This window comes from Nocardia sp. CA-107356, assembly GCF_050946365.1.
In the GTDB taxonomy this organism is placed as follows: Bacteria; Actinomycetota; Actinomycetes; order Mycobacteriales; family Mycobacteriaceae; genus Nocardia.
The window spans coordinates 7,579,801-7,596,115 of record NZ_CP191992.1 but is presented as its reverse complement, the minus strand read 5'-3'; the positions used below and the strand labels follow the sequence as shown (position 1 = coordinate 7,596,115).

General features: G+C 58.5%; 14 protein-coding genes and 1 pseudogene. 11 read left to right on the top strand and 4 right to left on the bottom strand.

Annotated features, from left to right (window positions below; translation table 11 throughout):
* Window positions 1-645: 645 nt before the first annotated feature.
* Together ACQP1G_RS34170 and ACQP1G_RS34165 are read left to right on the top strand one after the other, a co-directional pair.
* The gene (locus ACQP1G_RS34170; RefSeq protein WP_433193805.1) at window positions 646-1,167 is read left to right on the top strand and encodes a hypothetical protein; all 522 of its coding nucleotides are present in this window, start codon (window positions 646-648) and stop codon (window positions 1,165-1,167) included.
* Window positions 1,168-1,427: 260 nt separating this feature from the next.
* Window positions 1,428-1,871, top strand: a complete 444-nt coding sequence (locus ACQP1G_RS34165) for a hypothetical protein (RefSeq protein WP_433193804.1) — start codon at window positions 1,428-1,430, stop codon at window positions 1,869-1,871.
* Here the strand turns inward: ACQP1G_RS34165 and ACQP1G_RS34160 are convergent.
* Together ACQP1G_RS34160 and ACQP1G_RS34155 are read right to left on the bottom strand one after the other, a co-directional pair.
* A complete protein-coding gene (locus ACQP1G_RS34160) occupies window positions 1,862-2,155 on the bottom strand; it encodes a hypothetical protein (RefSeq protein ID WP_433193803.1) in 294 nt (97 codons plus the stop codon). The genes ACQP1G_RS34165 and ACQP1G_RS34160 overlap by 10 nt on opposite strands.
* A gap of 283 nt (window positions 2,156-2,438) precedes the next feature.
* Window positions 2,439-2,837 (bottom strand): hypothetical protein, encoded by a 399-nt coding sequence (locus tag ACQP1G_RS34155; protein WP_433193802.1) that lies wholly within the window; start codon window positions 2,835-2,837, stop codon window positions 2,439-2,441.
* Between ACQP1G_RS34155 and ACQP1G_RS34150 the strand changes: the two genes are divergently transcribed.
* From ACQP1G_RS34150 to ACQP1G_RS34130, 5 genes are all read left to right on the top strand, one after another.
* Complete coding sequence (locus ACQP1G_RS34150; protein WP_433193801.1) at window positions 2,836-3,021, top strand: hypothetical protein; 186 nt, start codon at window positions 2,836-2,838, stop codon at window positions 3,019-3,021. The two genes, ACQP1G_RS34155 and ACQP1G_RS34150, sit on opposite strands and share 2 nt — an antisense overlap.
* A 65-nt stretch (window positions 3,022-3,086) precedes the next feature.
* Window positions 3,087-3,359 (top strand): hypothetical protein, encoded by a 273-nt coding sequence (locus tag ACQP1G_RS34145; protein WP_433193800.1) that lies wholly within the window; start codon window positions 3,087-3,089, stop codon window positions 3,357-3,359.
* Complete coding sequence (locus ACQP1G_RS34140; RefSeq protein WP_433193799.1) at window positions 3,356-3,733, top strand: hypothetical protein; 378 nt, start codon at window positions 3,356-3,358, stop codon at window positions 3,731-3,733. Before ACQP1G_RS34145 ends, ACQP1G_RS34140 begins: the two co-directional genes overlap by 4 nt.
* A gap of 260 nt (window positions 3,734-3,993) precedes the next feature.
* Entirely contained in the window at window positions 3,994-5,304 is a 1,311-nt protein-coding gene (locus ACQP1G_RS34135; protein WP_433193798.1) for a GTP pyrophosphokinase, read from the top strand.
* A gap of 273 nt (window positions 5,305-5,577) precedes the next feature.
* Window positions 5,578-7,134 (top strand): hypothetical protein, encoded by a 1,557-nt coding sequence (locus ACQP1G_RS34130; RefSeq protein WP_433193797.1) that lies wholly within the window; start codon window positions 5,578-5,580, stop codon window positions 7,132-7,134.
* Window positions 7,135-7,371: 237 nt separating this feature from the next.
* On the opposite strand, the gene ACQP1G_RS34125 is transcribed toward ACQP1G_RS34130, so the two are convergent.
* Window positions 7,372-8,630, bottom strand: a protein-coding gene (locus ACQP1G_RS34125; RefSeq protein WP_433191780.1) for an IS3 family transposase whose coding sequence is annotated in 2 segments (ribosomal slippage) — window positions 7,372-8,357 and window positions 8,357-8,630 — 1,260 coding nt in all. Because the reading frame shifts where the segments join, the coding sequence is not laid out codon by codon here.
* Window positions 8,631-8,775: 145 nt separating this feature from the next.
* Between ACQP1G_RS34125 and ACQP1G_RS34120 the strand changes: the two genes are divergently transcribed.
* The 3 genes from ACQP1G_RS34120 (at window position 8,776) to ACQP1G_RS34110 (ending at window position 14,326) form a co-directional block, all read left to right on the top strand.
* Window positions 8,776-9,159 (top strand): hypothetical protein, encoded by a 384-nt coding sequence (locus ACQP1G_RS34120; protein WP_433193796.1) that lies wholly within the window; start codon window positions 8,776-8,778, stop codon window positions 9,157-9,159.
* A gap of 368 nt (window positions 9,160-9,527) precedes the next feature.
* Complete coding sequence (locus ACQP1G_RS34115) at window positions 9,528-13,250, top strand: NACHT domain-containing protein (RefSeq protein WP_433193795.1); 3,723 nt, start codon at window positions 9,528-9,530, stop codon at window positions 13,248-13,250.
* Between the two features lie 707 nt (window positions 13,251-13,957).
* Window positions 13,958-14,326: a hypothetical protein gene (locus ACQP1G_RS34110; RefSeq protein WP_433193794.1), complete on the top strand. Its 369-nt coding sequence runs from the start codon at window positions 13,958-13,960 to the stop codon at window positions 14,324-14,326.
* 24 nt (window positions 14,327-14,350) lie between these two features.
* Here ACQP1G_RS34110 and ACQP1G_RS34105 read toward each other — a convergent pair.
* A pseudogene (locus ACQP1G_RS34105) lies at window positions 14,351-15,415 on the bottom strand (IS630 family transposase).
* A gap of 443 nt (window positions 15,416-15,858) precedes the next feature.
* Here ACQP1G_RS34105 and ACQP1G_RS34100 point away from each other — a divergent pair.
* Window positions 15,859-16,137, top strand: a complete 279-nt coding sequence (locus ACQP1G_RS34100) for a hypothetical protein (protein WP_433193793.1) — start codon at window positions 15,859-15,861, stop codon at window positions 16,135-16,137.
* The last annotated feature ends 178 nt before the right edge of the window (window positions 16,138-16,315 follow it).

The window sequence follows — 16,315 nt, the reverse complement described above, 5'->3', positions numbered from 1 at the left end:
AGCGGGGTACGTCAGGTGCGGAAGTTACGTCTAGAGCAGCGCCACCTCCGGTGGCGTGTTCGCGCGCTAGGGCGCGCTCAGTGCGGTGGTCGAGTCGGGCTGGCGGGCGGCGGTGCAGGGCACGCGAATTCACCGATAGGGAGGTTTATGTAGCGCGTGCGCAGCGTTGATGGTCTGGGAGGGACCACAAGAGGAGGAATTCGAGGAGGCTGGCATCGCGTGGGTTGATGCGTTTCCATCAAATGAGACTGTCGGCCCCACGAAATACGCCGCCAGCGCCCAGTTCTCTCACGGAAACGTTGCACGTCATCGACACCTAACGTGTGCTGATCTGCGGTTGTGTCGTGTGCAGCAGGGATTTTCGGCCGGAGGTGGCCCATAGCGTTGATGCGAATGGATCAATCCCTCGGCCGGATACGTGCGTCACGTCGCTTGGCGCGAGGAATCCAGGGAGGAAGTTGCTGCGTTGGAGAAGATCGGCAGTCCGTTGATGGATGCCTCGAAACGGTGTGGGTGGCGATTCAAGCCCGTCATCCCGACACTCCCGATGTGGTCGTGACGATGGCCGGTGGTTCCACAGGCAGGAGTGGTGGTGTGCGGCTGGGACGGTTCGGGCCGGACCGGTGGGAACACGGGACCGAGTTGATGCCTGAACTGTTCGTTGGTTGTGAAGGCTTCGCCGCCGGCGCGGACGAGGTGCTCAGCACGGTTCTGCACTACGCCGCGCACGGGATCGCACGCACACGAGCAGTCAAGGACACCAGCCGCGCGGGTGCCTACCACAACGGCCGCTATAAGCAGATCGCCGAGGAAGTCGGCCTCACGGTCGAACGCACATCCGGTCGGGGCTGGGCTACCACCTCCCTCGCGGACAGCACCAGCACCGCATACCGTAACGAACTCCCGGTTCTTACTACGGCATTGGTGGCACACCGTCTCCACGAACCAGGTCAGGCGAGCGGTGTCGACAACACCGATCACGATGACGACGAGACCGACGAGGCCGGGGGCGATCCCAAGGCGCCGCGTGGTGGATGCGCAATGGTCTGCCGATGTGACCCGCCTCGGCGCGTGCGCGCGTTCAAACGCACCGTCGATGCCGGTCCGATCCTCTGCGGGGTCTGTCAGAACGCGTTTCATGTCGACCTGTCGACGAACGTGGGTTGAGGGCAATGCATCAACAACAGGACTCCGCCGAGACCGGGCACGTTGCCGGAGCGCTGTCCACGGCGATCGAGCACGTGTGGAACCAGATCAGGCGACGCCACATCGACATCCCGGAGGTGGTGATAGCCCTCGCGTCGGGATCGACCAGCACACCTGGCCTGCGTACAGCGAAATTCGCGCCGAACCGGTGGCACCGAGATGGTCAGTGGCTTCCCGAGTTGTTCCTCAGCACCGAAACCCTGAGTGCCGGACCTCGCCACATGCTCGGAGTACTGCTCCACGAAGCGGCACATAGCCTGGCCTGGAACCGCGGCATCCGCGACACCAGCCGCGCCCACCAGTACCACAACAAGCGGTACAAGGAGCTTGCCGAAGAACTTGGCCTGACAATCCGCCGGCATTCGACCTGCGGTTGGTCGATCAGCACCGTTTCAGAAGAGACCGTGAACCGCTACCAGGACGAGATCGCAGTTCTGGCAACAGCAATCACAGCACATCGACGGCTCGAACCCTCGGTCATCCGGCCGGGAGACCAGCACATTCCGGCCGGCGAGGACAGCGGCATTCGTGACCGCAACGGCCGTCCGCTGATCTGTGGCTGTTCTCCAGCCCGCCGCATCCGTGCCCACAAAACAACGATCGCGGGCGGACCGATCCTGTGCGGCGTCTGTCGAAAGCCGTTCACCTCACCCGATCACGACTGATGCATCGCCGTCCGTCGCCACACCGAGGTCATACCCCCATGTGAACGCGCTCGAGTGGACCGTGACCCCACCTTCTCGATGAAACCCTCTCTACGCAGCCGAAGCAGCATCGGCCCGAACCTGCGAGGTTCGGACAGCTCGGGCCATCCGTCAGCGCGCATCGCGTTGTGCACGTCCGCGTTGATGAACTCCGTTCTCACCGGCAACGCGAGGATGAGCTTCTCTGCTGCCGCGAGATACTGTTCGGGATCGGAGACGGTTGTCTGCTCTGCTTGCTCAGTCATCCCCGATACCTCGATCCGCTCGATAGCTCTGCTGCGGGAATCGCCAGCAGTCATAGCTGCTCTCAATTACAGTGTGGCGGTCTCCGCACGCTTTCACGCGCGTTTGATCGCTGACAAGTCGTCCACGCTGGACTCCGATCCCCTTGCGAACAACGAGAACTCGTCGTTGCTCAGGGCCATTCGAACGTGTACGGAATCGCCAAGCCACTTCGCCTTGCGAATCACGCACCCCGCGAGATAGGAAGCGGGGCAGTTGGTTTCGATCGCGAGCGTGTCAGAGGGGCTAAACCCTGCGTGGCTGCTGAGGACGGCGGTCCGGAGCGCTTCGACGTGACAGCGCCCGGGCGATAGTCCATTGCCGTGTCTCGACGCGGCCCCGCCCGTTCCGCGCCGGGATCGCGAATGCCACCAGGCCGATCCAGGAGCCGTCAGTGGTTTGCGCCCACGCGTAGAGCAGGCCGGGCACCACGGCTGTGCAGTCGAGTCCGGACGATTTGACGCGCATCGACACCACATCGCGACGGAATGCACCCTGCGGCGGGATCGCGATGCCCAAATTCACATTCACCGGCATCGGCGGGTCGATGACGCGCTTCAGCGGCGCCGTGAAATCATCGTCCCAGTATTCGAACACATGTACGATAATCTCATACCGGTCGTTTGCTCGGGAAAGGCTGGCCATGGTGAATATCGGGGATCATGTGTTGCTGGTGGCGGGCGGCGTCTCGGTGTTCACGGTGACCGAGATCGACGGCGACCACGCGATCGTCGAGTCGACCCAACTCGACTCAACAGGCTGCTATCCGTTCCGCGTACCGGTGGCCGAACTCGTTGCGGCCGATAGCGACTCGGGTGGTGGTGGCTAGAAGTCAAATCGCGCGTGCGATCGATGCCACAACCGCGCGGGTGCGATAAAGGTACGATTCTGGATATGAGCACACGGAAGGTGAGCCTGACCCTCCCCGAGGAGTTGGTAGTGCGGGCCGAGAATGCCGTCAAGACCGGGCAGGCTCGCTCGGTGAGCGCGTACATCGCTGCCGCGGCCGGGTCCGGGGAGACCCGGACGACCGTGGACGAGACGATCGCGCGCTGGCGTGCCGAGCACGGCGAACCGACCGCCGAGCAGATTGCGGCCGCCGAAGCGCGAGCGCGGGCGCTGTTCGACCGCGCCGACGACCGCCTGCGCGGTCACGGTGCCGCGTGAGGCCCACCGCCGCCGGGACCATCCTCGATGCGTCAGCTTTGGTAGCGCTACCTCGCAGCATCTACGCCCAAACGGTGATCGGATTCAGCGTGCGGGAACGACGCCCGCTGGTCATTCCCGCAACGAGCTTGTATGTCGCCACGCTCGCCGGTGCTGACCCGTCCGACTTTGACGCTGACGGTTTCACGGTTACCCCGTTCAGCCAGGCCATCGTTCCGGGCGTGGCGTTAGTTGCTCAAACCGCGACAGCACCGATCACCCCGGATATCGCACATGTCGCGTGGGAAGCGCAGGTCACGGGATACCCAGTACTGACCGGCGATCCAGCGCCCTACGGACAGCTGAATGTTTCAATCGACCTGGAAATCCTATAGCCGTGGGCACGGGTGGGCCGGAGCTACGCCAGCCGACTTTTCGGAGACCACGCTGATGGCAAGAACCTACTTCCACGATCCCGCAGCACCGACGCCAAACAGTGTCACGGTTGCGGTGAAGTGGCTTGCCTGAGTGTACTACCTGTTATCGTAGCGACCATGAGCAGCGCGTCCGCCTCACTCCAGTATGGATTTCGTCTAAGTAAGACATCAGGCATCGCGGAGCTATTCAAACGGGACCGCACTCCCCGGAGCATATCATGGATGTGATTGCCGATTTCGTTTCTCGATATACGAAAGAAATTGACTTCTATGAGAACGTAGCGCGTCGAGCGAGGGACCTGCTGGAGGCAGAACTCAAGAAAGAGGGCGTAAGAGGTGCTGTCTCGCATCGCGCAAAATCAATTGATCGGCTTGAAGAAAAATGTCGACAACGCGACGCCAAGCGCGAGGAATCGTACGTGTCCGTCGAGGAAATATACGACGATATTGTCGACTTGGCCGGAGCGCGCATTGCTCTGTACTTCCCGTCTGACCGCGAAATTGTGGCCTCAACAATTGTTCGGATCTTCGATCTAATCGAAGATCCGAAGGGTTTCCCGGACCCAACAAAGACGAGGCCGGGGAACCCGCGTTTTGCGGGCTACACCGCACAGCATTTTCGCGTTCGGTTTAAGGAGCCTGCGCTAACTGCCTCTGAGAAGCGCTACGCTTCCGCGAAAATCGAAATCCAGGTCGCGTCCGTATTTATGCATGGCTGGTCGGAAGTGGAGCACGACCTGGTGTACAAGCCGCGTGACGGCGACCTTTCCGACGAAGAGTACGCACTCCTAGACCAACTCAACGGATTGGCGATATCGGCAGAAATTGCGCTTGAGACCCTTCAGAAGGCGATAGAACGGCGTATTGCCGAGCGTAATCGAAAGTTCGGAGACCACTACGAATTGGCAACACATCTGCTGGGCAAGTTGGGAATTTCCGACAAAGTTTCCGTTAACAATGCAGGTTTGGGTCGAATGGACTACTTGTTCGATCTAACCTCTCGCCTCGGTTTGAATTCCCCAATAAAGATAGATGCGTACATCGACACATTGCATGACAATTTTGAAAGGCGCCCTCTGGCTGACCAGGTCACTGACGCACTCCTTGCGGAGGACGATAGTCGTTATCGCCTGTATCTTGAGATACAGAATATGCATAAGCTGAATCTGAAAAGTCCAAATGAGACGCTTGGCGCATTTCTGGTAAGCTGGATCAAGATTGAACAGCTCGAACTCAATATCTGGGCGGATATAGAACCCGAAAATCGCCGCCCGCAACCGTTTGGGCGACGTCTCTATAACTCAAACATAGTGAATCCCGAGATTCGGAATGAACTCAGAAGTATTCGAAACATCAGAAACCGCATCGTACACGGGCAAGAAAGTGAATACACGCTTGCCGATCTCGATGGCGCGACGAATCGGCTGAATGAAATTTATAGTCAAATTGTGCAGGCCGCAACGGCGCAAGGTCTATTGAAAGGCTGGGAACCAAGGCTGGATGGACCCGTTCGGCCGCCATCGAGCTAACGGTTTTTTTTGACGGTATTCGCCCTGTCAGCGGCGATACTCACTCAATATTGTGAGGACCGACCTTCTCGCATCCTCGGTGAACCTGCCCAGCGCAGGAACGCGACCATGTGCGTGTCCAGGTGCGAATCATCCTGGGCGACAGCGGTTCGCTCGTTCGTGAAGTTCCGCGTCGACTCGGACACCAAGGTCGCACGCCGATTTAGGCGCAGACACGAACACGACTCGCGAGACCGCATGTGCGGTGTCGGTCCCCGGTGAGACCATCCCGGCATGACGATCAGCATCCCCAGCGGCCAGCCGAGCTACCGATTCATGCGCTACGTGCGACCGCCGGTTAAAAACAACGAAGAGTCGCTGTCGCTGTTCCCCTTGCGTCCTGCCTTGCGGCCTCTTCGTCTGGGGGTTGATGTCACTACGCTGCCGAAGCCCCCAGGCGGTTTCCTGGCGAGATTCCTCGGACGCGACGAGATCGATGTGCAGCTCATGGTTGCGTCCGGCGACGCGGTACCCGCCGCCTGGACGAACGTACTCAGCGATCCGCTGGTGCGCCGAATCGGATTCGTTTCGGTCGAGAATGCCAAGCGTGTCCTCGACACTGTGCAGTTCAGCGTGACTACGGAAGGCGAGCGGGAGCGGTCACGCAGTACAGCCCACTTCTTCGATGACTACCAGCAGCTCGACGCTCAGACCGCGCCGCCAAACTCCGCTCCGCTTACGATCGAGCAGCGCCACCACGCCGCCGCGTACGCCGCTGCCGCCGCTGCGGTCGGTATCGACGCCATCGTGACCACGACGCCGACAGTGGGCCGGTCCGATGTGGCGGACAACGATATCGTCGCCAGCGTCACGCCCGAGGACGCGGTGGCACTCATCGGGCACTACCTGCGGATGACCGCGAACCCGGATATCGATGTACGACGGGGATCGCTTGTCGGCGGCGGAACTTGGGTGAGTACCGAATCCACGGCGACCATCGAGAACTTCTACGACTGGGGCGTGGTGTCGAACATGACGTACTTTGACTGCTTCCCGACTATCGCCGCCAGACAAGGTGATATCGAGACGGTCACCGCGCTCAAGTCGATCCGCGTCAGGCTGGCGCGCGCCGCTCGTGCCCTCGACCACATGCTTGCGGCGTTGTCCAACCCCGTGAACGGCAAGCGCCGAGCCGATGTGATCGAGACTGCCGCTGAGGCATTCGACCGGCAACTGCTCTACCTCGCTGCCGCCTTCGACATCTACGGGCGTCGATATCCGCTGCTCATCGACTCCACCCGGGACCCGATGAGGTTTCGCCAGTCGCTCGACGGCAAGGGCTACGTCAAGGATCACCTGGAGAAGGAGTACGACGCCGATGTCCTAACCGACGTGACGAGGCTCCACGTGTATGCGGGTGTGTGCAAGGTACTGCGCAACCACATCCACGACGGCATCTTGCCCGTCGATCACCACCCCGGGCGCAGCTACGGCAGCTCGGTGAACGTCGCCTTGAACATCGATGCGATGCCCGAACTTGCACCCGGAGCCGACGACAGGATGACCCAGGAGCACTACGACGCGCTCGGCGTATGGCGGGCAGATTCCGCCGAGGTATTCGGTGCCCCCGTGATCGTCGCTGACTTGGCGACTGCCGGGTTCGCGCTCATGGGCGCTGCACTGGCGCTTGTCGAGGCGTTCACCAAGCTCATCCTGCGGAATAAGCCACAGAATGCGGCGGCACCGAGCGTCCTCCTCGGATGTGTCCAAGCACAGCCCGGAGAAACTGAGCCGCCGCAGCCGGAGCGCGCAGCGTTCCACCAGGCGATGTTCGGATGGCATTCCGCCTGAGCCAATGCGGGGACGGTCAACTCGGTCTCCTGCCGGGCGGGGGCGTAGTCTCGAACGGGCTGCGACGCGGTCGAACGAGGAATCGTAAACCAATAGATTATGGTGAAATGCTCCGTGACATGCAGGTTCTTTGCTGGTGCGCACAGCGCCGAGAGTGTTTGATCTCATAATCCATTGGTCGTGGGTTCGAGCCCCACCCGCCCCACAAACTGAACCGCCCCGACTTTCCGGCCGGCTTCATGGTTGAGTTACCACCGGCTGGGATGGCTGTTGTCGAGCGTAATAGGCGGTCTCGTACTCGGCGGGTGGGACGTGCCCGAGCAGGCTGTGCAACCGCCGATTGTTGTACCAGTCGACCCATTCCATCGTCGCGTACTCGACGTCGTCGAGGGACCGCAACGGCCCAGCGAGAAACGGACTATCCCCGGCGACGGCTTCGGTTTTGAACAATCCGATCGTGGACTCGGCCAGGGCATTGTCATAGGCATCGCCTACACTGCCGATCGAGGCCGAGATGCCTTCGGTGACAAGTGTTTCCGCGAAGGCTATCGCAGTATATTGCGACCCGGCGTCGCTGTGATGTATCAACCCTTCGGGCACAGCGTGACCGTCGTGGTCTCGTCGCCACAGCGCCATCTTCAGCGCGGCTGCAACCATCGCGGTGTCCTTGATCGTGGCCGCCTGCCAGCCCACGATGGAGCGGGAGAAGCAGTCGATGACGAACGCCACATATACGAACCCGGTCCAGGTGGGCACGTAAGTAAAATCGGTGACCCACTTGCGATTTGGCTCGGGCGCGGTGAAGTCGCGGTCGAGAAGGTCCGGGGCTCGGCGATGCCCGGCGCCTTTCCCTGCGATTGTGGTGCGGTGTTTGCCACCGCGGACCACGCCCGACAGGCCTTCGTCACGCATGAGCCGGTCGACGGTGCCGATCCCGACCCTGTGGCCCTGACGACGCAGAAACGGGGTCATCTTGCGGCGCCCATACAATCCTTCGGGAGTGCCGACGGTGGCCAGCAGCGCGTCGGTCAGCAGCGCGTCGGTTACCGTCCGCGCCGACGCAGGCGCGGTCTTCCAGTTCCGATAGGTGCGTCCGGCGACCTGCACGCCCTGCTCGGTGAGCACGCGACAGATCGGATCGACCCGGTAACCCACAGCACGCATCTGATCGATGAACTCACAGATCAACGGCGGCGCGGGTCGATCTCCCGCGCGAAGAAAATCGAGGCCGCTTTCAGAATCTCGTTGGCCTCCTTCAGATCTCGGACTTCTCGTTCGAGCTCCTTGATCCGCACCTGCTCGGCGCTCGTCACCCCGGGAGCCTTCCCGGTGTCGATCTGGGCCTGCTTCACCCAGACACGCAGGGTCTCGGCGTGGATGCCGAGCTTCGGAGCGAGCGCCTGGCAGGCGGCATACGCCGACGGATACCCGTCGAGTCGCTCCAGCACCATCTTCACCGCACGCTCACGCTGCTCGATCGGATAACGCTTGGGCATGGCCCACATCCTTCACAAAGAAGGAAGCGGCCAGAAAGTCGGGGCGGTTCAAACCCCCGCTGAGCAGGGGTTTTTGTTTTTCTGGAGAGGTTTCAATCTAGAACAGTGCTCCTCCACGAATAGATTATGGCGGTAGCATCGGGGGATGGGGAGCACTTCGCTGGACGACATCCGGGAGCTGGCCGACGACTTCGCGACCGAGCTCCGGCGCAAGAACCGGGCCAAGAAGACCATCGACGTGTACCTGGTCCACATCGGGTACTTCGCGGAACATTTACTCTCCGAAGCCCTTCCGACCGAGGCGCCCGACATCACCCGCGACCACCCCGGCGGGTACATCGAGACGTTGCTGTCGAGGACGAACCGGCGGACAGGAGAGCCGCTGTCGCCGCAGTACGCGCGGAGCCAGTACTGGAGTCTCCAGCAGTTCTTCAAGTACCTGACGACCGAGGAAATCATCGAGGCCAATCCGTTCGACCAGATGAGGGACCAGGGCACGCAGACCCGGTTGCCCCGCCGAGACCTGTGAGGGTTGTGAGCGGTCGTAGTCATGGATGATCCATGCGTTGATCGGCACTCCTCGCAATGTACGTCGCAAACCGTTGAGGATAGGTTGAATCCCGCCGGGTTTCGTGCGCACCACACCCGGCGGGATTCAGGTTGTCGACCCCGTGCCTAGCCATAGCCGCCAGACGCTACGAATCGAGCAGTTCGTCCGAATACGCGGTAGGTGCCTTGACAACAACCGCGGCCAAAACGTGTTGTGGGCGGCCAGCACCCGAGTCCCGCACCCGCACACCGGGTTTGCGGGTTGCTAAATCGGACGCGGTGTAGCATCTCATGGTTGTCGAGCATCACAAACCGCTATAGGCCAAGACGGTCGAGATCAGGAATCAAATGGGCTACCTGTACGAAAACAGTAATCCAGACCGGTTTCAGCAGTTGTGTCAATCGCTTCTATTAAGAGAATTTCCTGGGCTTCAATGCTTCCCGATTGGGCAACCCGATGGCGGCCGCGATGGCGCAGAGTCGGACACGCAGACAATACTTCAAGTCAAGTTCAAGCGCGCCGATGAGCCCGAAAACGCCGAGTGGGTTATCGATGCGCTAGAAGGAGAATTGCCGAAGATAAATAAACTGATAAAAAAGGGTGCTAAGAAATACATTCTAGCCACGAATGCGCGCGGAACTGCTCATCTCGGTGGAGGGCGTATCGACAAGGTTGACGACTGGTTCAAAAATAATCTAGAGATACCGGCAGTTTGTATGTGGCGCGATGATATCGATCGCCGAATGGATACCGTCGGTAGTCCATTGAAATTGAAATATTCTGAGCTGGTGACGCTTGAAGACGGTATCGAAGTTGTCTATGCCAGCCTTTTGAATGGCCGTAAGGAGCATCATCGTGATGCGATTAGGCAGTTGGTAGCGTATCAGTACAAGGCCGACAAGACACTCAAATTCAAACAGGTGGACCTTAGCAATGACCTGCTAGCTCTATTTGTCGATGTTCCGGCGAGAATTTCTCCAGCTTTGTTTCGGCGTAGTAGATCTGAGAAGTTCTTTACGGTCGATGATGATATAGAAAATTTGGCCTCGGATGAAATTCGCCGAGAGCATAGTTTCGACCGAAAGGTTGTCGTCCATAATTTTTCAGCACCGCGCGGTAATTCTAAGTTTGGGGCTGGCGAAGTACTTTTGAATCTCGGGGCGCAGGACGGAGTGAAGAGAATATTGCTCGAAGGCGCGCCTGGGCAAGGAAAATCTACTCTTGCTCAATATGTGTGTCAGGTTCATCGGGCAAAGTATCTTCGCAAGACTGAACTTTTGGATCGTATCCCCGAATCGCATAATCGAACTGCATTCAGATTGCCGATAAAGGTCGATCTCCGTGATTTGGCCTCCTTTTTGGAGGGCAAGTCGCCATTTGACAACCAACGCCGATCTCTAGTGCGGCCGAAGGCGCTTGAGGGGTTTCTGGCGGAATTAATATGGTTCCGCTCAAGTGGGATTGATCTCGATGCTCAAGAAATTCTCACGATACTGAAATCTGGTCCGATCTTACTGTTCTTGGATGGCCTAGATGAAGTCGCAGACATAAGTCTTCGTGATCGCCTGGTGGTGTCTATTGCCGATACTCTGGATCGACTGGACGAGGTAGGCGCAGATGTGCAGGTTGTCATAACCAGTAGACCATCGATTTTCGGACATTCAGCGAGATTGGAAGACCATGGCTTCTTGACCATCTCTTTGGATAAACTCGATAGTTCGAAGATTCAAGAATACACGTCCAAATGGGTTGTCGCTCGAAAGTTGTCTGCCAGCGAAACGCAGGACGTGAATAACATCCTGTCCGAAAAATTAGAATTGCCTCACATCGTCGAGTTGACGCGAAACCCGATGCAGTTAACTATTCTGCTGGGTCTTATACATCAAGTCGGGCATTCTCTGCCGGATCAGCGAACAGACTTATATCGAAAATATGTTGAACTGTTCTTCATTCGTGAATCGGAAAAGACGGTTGCTGTGCGGGAGAATCGCGCAGTGCTTGTTGGGTTTATAGGCTATCTGGCCTGGTTGCTTCAAAGTCAGGCTGAGTCGGAGCAGGCGTCGGGTAGTGTCTCTCGAGATCAGTTGGTTCAGCTGGCGCGTGAGTATCTTGAATCCGGGTCACATGATTCATCGCTTGCCAGTAGCCTGTTTGGAGGTGGTCTTGAACGAATTTTTGTATTGGTCGCTCGAATAGAAGGCCTATACGAATTTGAGGTACAGCCCCTCCGAGAATATTTTTGTGCAGAGCATCTCTACTCAACAGCCCCAGTCGGTACGTACAGAAGCACCAATCCGCCAGGAGATCGCGCACAACGGTTTGAGGCTATCGCCGCCAATCCATTCTGGTTGAATGTGACCCGCTTCTATGCCGGATTTTACATTGCCGGGGAGGTTGGGAGCTTGGTGATGAGTATAAAGGAGATGATAGCGAGCTCGGACCTTCCACGATCTATTCATGCCAGACGAGTCGGGCTTGCGCTTTTGCAGGACCGAATCTTCACCAACAAGAAATTTGCGCAGACCGAACTGATCGATGCAGTTTTCGACGAACTCGGTGTAGACATTTTCAGCATCTCATTACTCGATGATATCGGCACATTGGAGCCCGAATGTGGACAATCTGATCTGCGGAATATTCTATTTTCAAAACTTATCGCCAACCCGGATGCGCATAGGTCTATCGCTTACGGGCGGATGCTGCGAAGCAATGGCGGAGATCAACTGTCGGTCCCTTTTATCGAGGTACTGAATAATCTGTCTGGGTTGAATCGGACGCGGTGGCTCTCCATCCTGATGTCTAGTGGTGCAGCAGCGAACATTGAACCGGATGTGATCCTGTCTTTGATTCTCGAAGACGAACCATCGGATGTTGTGCAGAGTTCACGTATAGCCAGACTAGCGGTCCATGAGCCGCATATTGTTCTTGGTTCCGAGGAATTGCTGCGAGCATATCTTGATGGCGTTCTAGGCGGTACCATCCATATAAGTATTCGCGCGACCGCATCCTCTGAGCTTTCTTTGTGCGCGTCTCTATTGAAAGTCTCCTCGTCGAGCGGCGCTTTCGGGTACATCTTTCGTCAGATCGAAGCTCTTATCGATGAGAATTCGCGTCACGCGAAAGAAGATCGTACAGCTCGATCTCAGACTATGCCGCCTGAAGTTTTCGATTTCACGGACCAAGTTATTGGCGCCTATGGGACGCGGTACATATCTGGAGATGTGTCATACTTCGATTTCTGGAACGATATTTCAGCCGCTGCAGATAGGTCCTTCGGGCCAACCTGGGCAAGTGCCGCGATTGCGATACGCGCAGCAGGGCACAAGCCAGAAGGTCCTCTCCCCAAGGCTGATTCGTTATTTGACCCGGACGTCCCAGTTTGTGTACGGGTACGTTCTGCTCGTATGCGCCGCGGCGGTAGTTCATGGTGGAAAACACAACTAGGAATGGCTTCTTCTCGGCTTGAAAGGATGATCTGGGTAGGGGTTGTGTCGATGTGGGCGAGCATGTCGAATATTCTTGAACTTGCAGAAGATATAGATGTTATTCTGGATGAGTTGACTGGTCGAGAATTCCATGCGGTTTTCCAAACGGTGCAAGCTGTAGCGTGGTATGGAGAGCTTCGTCGCGATCGGAAAGATTTTCCACTAGCTGAGCTTGTACGGTTTTCGGATAGGGCCCTTTGTATCCTCATTATATGTCTAAAAGCCAAAGTCTCTGAGATTCCGGTCGAATTGAGCTTCAAACGGCACACCAAGCTTGCTGCTTGGGCAGACGCTCAGCGAAGAAGGGAAGAGGTCGAGCTTGAGGTTCCAAATAGTATCGAGGAGATCACAGCGTGGCTTCAAGAAGCGGAATCTATTGGTAACGTATTTTGGATGAAGCAGCGACCTGCTGAAAAATTGCGCGCGAACCGTAGCAAATCTCTACTTGTATACAACGAAGTCGTCAAAGATTCTGTGCGCTACGGCAGTGAAATTCTTTCCGATAGCATCGAGTCGATGGTGACTGAGTATCGACCCAATTCACTTGTGGATATTTCTGTCCGCGAGGGATGGACCTTCGAATGAAGTGATGATGCGTGCGTCATATCGATTTTTAGTCTCGCCGCTACTACGCCAGTCGCCGCGCGAAGTGTTAGGTAGGAAGGACTAGGCTGCTCCAGCCCAACCCGCTATCCCGGCAGGCAGGATAGCGGGTAGCGTGATTTGCTATTGTGTCGCCGACCCAAACTGCCCAGTCCAACCTCTGTAGAGATCGTCGGTGCCCATGACCAATAGAGGGGGCAGCACCGGGCGATGCAGGCGATGCGTTCACGCGTCGCCCGATCGACCTTCTTCGGCCTGCCCCCGCTAACGCTTTTGGAAGGCGAGGAAATATGAATGGAACATCGGCAATGCCACGCCCGCTCTCTTCGTTGGAAGAGTCAATCATTCGGAAATTGTTGTCGGTCGACTTTCCCGGTGCGAGTGAGTTTGTATCACAAATCGCGCACACTCGGGTGGCTGCCAAGTGGAGCGACGGGTCGCCGAGTCTCTATCTGCATGTCTCTTCCGATGCGCCAAAGTCGAGCTTTGAAGATGGCGAGTTGCCGGTATCCGGTGAAGTGACCGATCCGCGCGGGACTGTCACTGGATTCATCACCCTTTGGGCAGAGGATGGGTATCTACACGGGCTCGAGTACGCTTGGCACGCAGACCGGTGCCCAGTGTCGCTACCGAAGCCGGCCGATGTCTTGATCAAGCGGTTCAAGTAACACCACCTGCGAGGCGGGCTGATGAGTGCCACACCGATTCAGCCGCGGGCGCTGACCGAGCTCGAGTCCGGTGTCGTCACCAAGCTGCTGTCGTCCGGTGCCGTCGGTGCGGGTGAGTTCCTGTCGCAGATCCCGTTCGCGCAGGTCGTCGCGACCTGGGGTGTTGGTTCGCCCAGCGTTGACCTGGCGGTGCTGCCCGGTGCGGTGCCGGCGTCCGCATCGACGGACGGGATCTTTGCCAGCGGAGCGGTCACGGACCGCAACGGGGCACCTGTCGGTGAGGTCATCCTGTGGGTCGAGAACGGCAGGCTAAGCGGAATCGAATACGCCTGGTACACCGATGAGCGCCCACGGGCACTGCCCGAGCCCGCGCAGATCGAGGTTCTGTAGAGCTGTCCTCGACTCGTGCAGCACCTAGTGGGCCGTATTTGAAGTTGCTGGACGGCGGGCCTTGGCGAGGATCTGGTCGGCGGTCTTGGTCCAGATGAAGGGTTTGGCGCGGGGGTTCCAGCCGTTGATGAACTCGCGGATCTTGGTGGTCAATTCCCGCACGTTGCGGAAGGTGCCACGGTGGATGGCTTGACGTTCGATGATGCCGAACCAGACCTCGACCAAGTTCATCCACGATGCCGAGGTAGGAGTGAAATGCACTCGGATACGCGGGTTTTCGGCCAGCCAGTCACGCACCTCGGCCTTCTTGTGGGCGGCGTAGTTGTCCATAACCAGATGCAGCTCGCGGCCGGGGTAGGTGCGAGCGACGTGGCGCAGGAAGGCCAGGAATTCCTGGTGACGATGGCGCGGCTTGCACACCCCGGTGACCTTGCCGTAGCGATCTCGAGGGCAGCGAACAGTGTGGTGGTGCCGTGACGGACGTAGTCGTGGGTTTGACGTTCGGGGATGCCGATCTGCATCGGCAACGTCGGCGCGGTCCGGTCCAGGGCCTGGATCTGCGACTTCTCATCGACACACAGCACGATCGCGTTCTCCGGCGGATCCAGGTAGAGCCCGACGATGTCGGTGACCTTGCCTGCCAGCTCCGGATCGGTGGAGAACTTGAACGTCTCACCCCCGCCACGGCTGCACCCCGTACTCACGCCATACCTTCGACACCGTGCCATGCGCGATATCCAGATGACCGGCCAGCAGACGCGAACTCCAGTGTGTGACACCGTATTTCTTCGGTGGCGGTGTCAACGTCGTGGTGATCAGCTTGTCCCGGTTCAGGGTCCGCGGCCGACCCGAACGATCCTCATCGCGCAGTCCGGGGATCCCACACGCTTCGGAGCGGGCCCGCCAGTTGATCACCGTCTGCCGCGAGATATCGAACCGCCGCGCGATCTCGGCATGAGCCACCCCATCGGCAGCCAACACGACAATCCGGGCCCGCAGCACCAGCCCGGACTTCATCGACCTCGACCGGATCCAGCCCTGCAGGATCTCCCGATCACCGTCACGCAACACCAGAGGGGCAGCTCGCACATCCAGATTCAACCAGACAACCTACCGCCCAACTATTTTGGAAGCGACCCACTAGTCGAGTGTCGCCTGGCCTTCGACTGTGCAGCGGGCGCACATGCCTCCATGCCTATCCGTCCCGAATTGGCAATTCCGGAAGTCGGTTTGCGCGGTTACCGAGATGATCTATCTCGGTCCGTTGATCTTTGGGCGTGCCGCACGGCCGCCTCGTACAGCGCCCCATGCGGCGTATACGGACGTTCGTTCATCTCCTAGAAATGACCGGTGGGTCGCAATTGGGCTGAATAAATATAGCTTTCGTCGCCAAATACAACTCGGCAACAGACCAACCAGCTGGCACACTCGATCACCACATCGAGCAACGGCGAGTCCGCGGCTGCGCATACGTTGCCCCAGCTCCCTAGTGACGAGGTAGCAGGGCGCAGCTTGGGCCGAGCATGGTGGGATTGGGTGGTCTCGGAGTCCTTTTCGGGCTCTTCCTCCCACTGGCGCACGACCCCCATTTCGACGTCACCTACTCGCTGATGGAGTCGCGCCAGTTCGGCACGCCAGGAGTTTGGGTGCTGGTCATCGGAGCGGTTCTGCTGCTGCTCGCCGCGTGTCTGATGTTCGAGAGAGTCCAGACCCCGGAAAAGCTTGCAGCACTGCTCATCCTCGCATGCATCGAAGTCGTCGGATCCGTGTTCGCCACCACGGTCGCCTTCATCCTGATATGGACTGACTGACTCCCGCAGCCATATCACCGGAGCCGACTTCAGATACGGCACAGCCGTACTCCTATGGGGTCGGCGGAAATGGAAGGCGAAACCACTGCTGACCAGGACAGGTGCATGCAACGGTGCCGCCAAAATTGTTCGTACACTACAGGATTCGTTGTCCAGCGACGGATGTGCATCTTACAAT

What these genes read in the sequence shown, in the direction of transcription:
- ACQP1G_RS34170 (WP_433193805.1), top strand. Translation starts at nt 646, where the DNA reads ATGCCTGAACTGTTCGTTGGTTGTGAAGGCTTCGCCGCCGGCGCGGAC.
- ACQP1G_RS34165 (WP_433193804.1), top strand. Translation starts at nt 1,428, where the DNA reads ATGCTCGGAGTACTGCTCCACGAAGCGGCACATAGCCTGGCCTGGAAC.
- ACQP1G_RS34160 (WP_433193803.1), bottom strand. Translation starts at nt 2,155, where the DNA reads ATGACTGAGCAAGCAGAGCAGACAACCGTCTCCGATCCCGAACAGTAT.
- ACQP1G_RS34150 (WP_433193801.1), top strand. Translation starts at nt 2,836, where the DNA reads ATGGTGAATATCGGGGATCATGTGTTGCTGGTGGCGGGCGGCGTCTCG.
- ACQP1G_RS34155 (WP_433193802.1), bottom strand. Translation starts at nt 2,837, where the DNA reads ATGGCCAGCCTTTCCCGAGCAAACGACCGGTATGAGATTATCGTACAT.
- ACQP1G_RS34145 (WP_433193800.1), top strand. Translation starts at nt 3,087, where the DNA reads ATGAGCACACGGAAGGTGAGCCTGACCCTCCCCGAGGAGTTGGTAGTG.
- ACQP1G_RS34135 (WP_433193798.1), top strand. Translation starts at nt 3,994, where the DNA reads ATGGATGTGATTGCCGATTTCGTTTCTCGATATACGAAAGAAATTGAC.
- ACQP1G_RS34130 (WP_433193797.1), top strand. Translation starts at nt 5,578, where the DNA reads ATGACGATCAGCATCCCCAGCGGCCAGCCGAGCTACCGATTCATGCGC.
- ACQP1G_RS34120 (WP_433193796.1), top strand. Translation starts at nt 8,776, where the DNA reads ATGGGGAGCACTTCGCTGGACGACATCCGGGAGCTGGCCGACGACTTC.
- ACQP1G_RS34115 (WP_433193795.1), top strand. Translation starts at nt 9,528, where the DNA reads ATGGGCTACCTGTACGAAAACAGTAATCCAGACCGGTTTCAGCAGTTG.
- ACQP1G_RS34110 (WP_433193794.1), top strand. Translation starts at nt 13,958, where the DNA reads ATGAGTGCCACACCGATTCAGCCGCGGGCGCTGACCGAGCTCGAGTCC.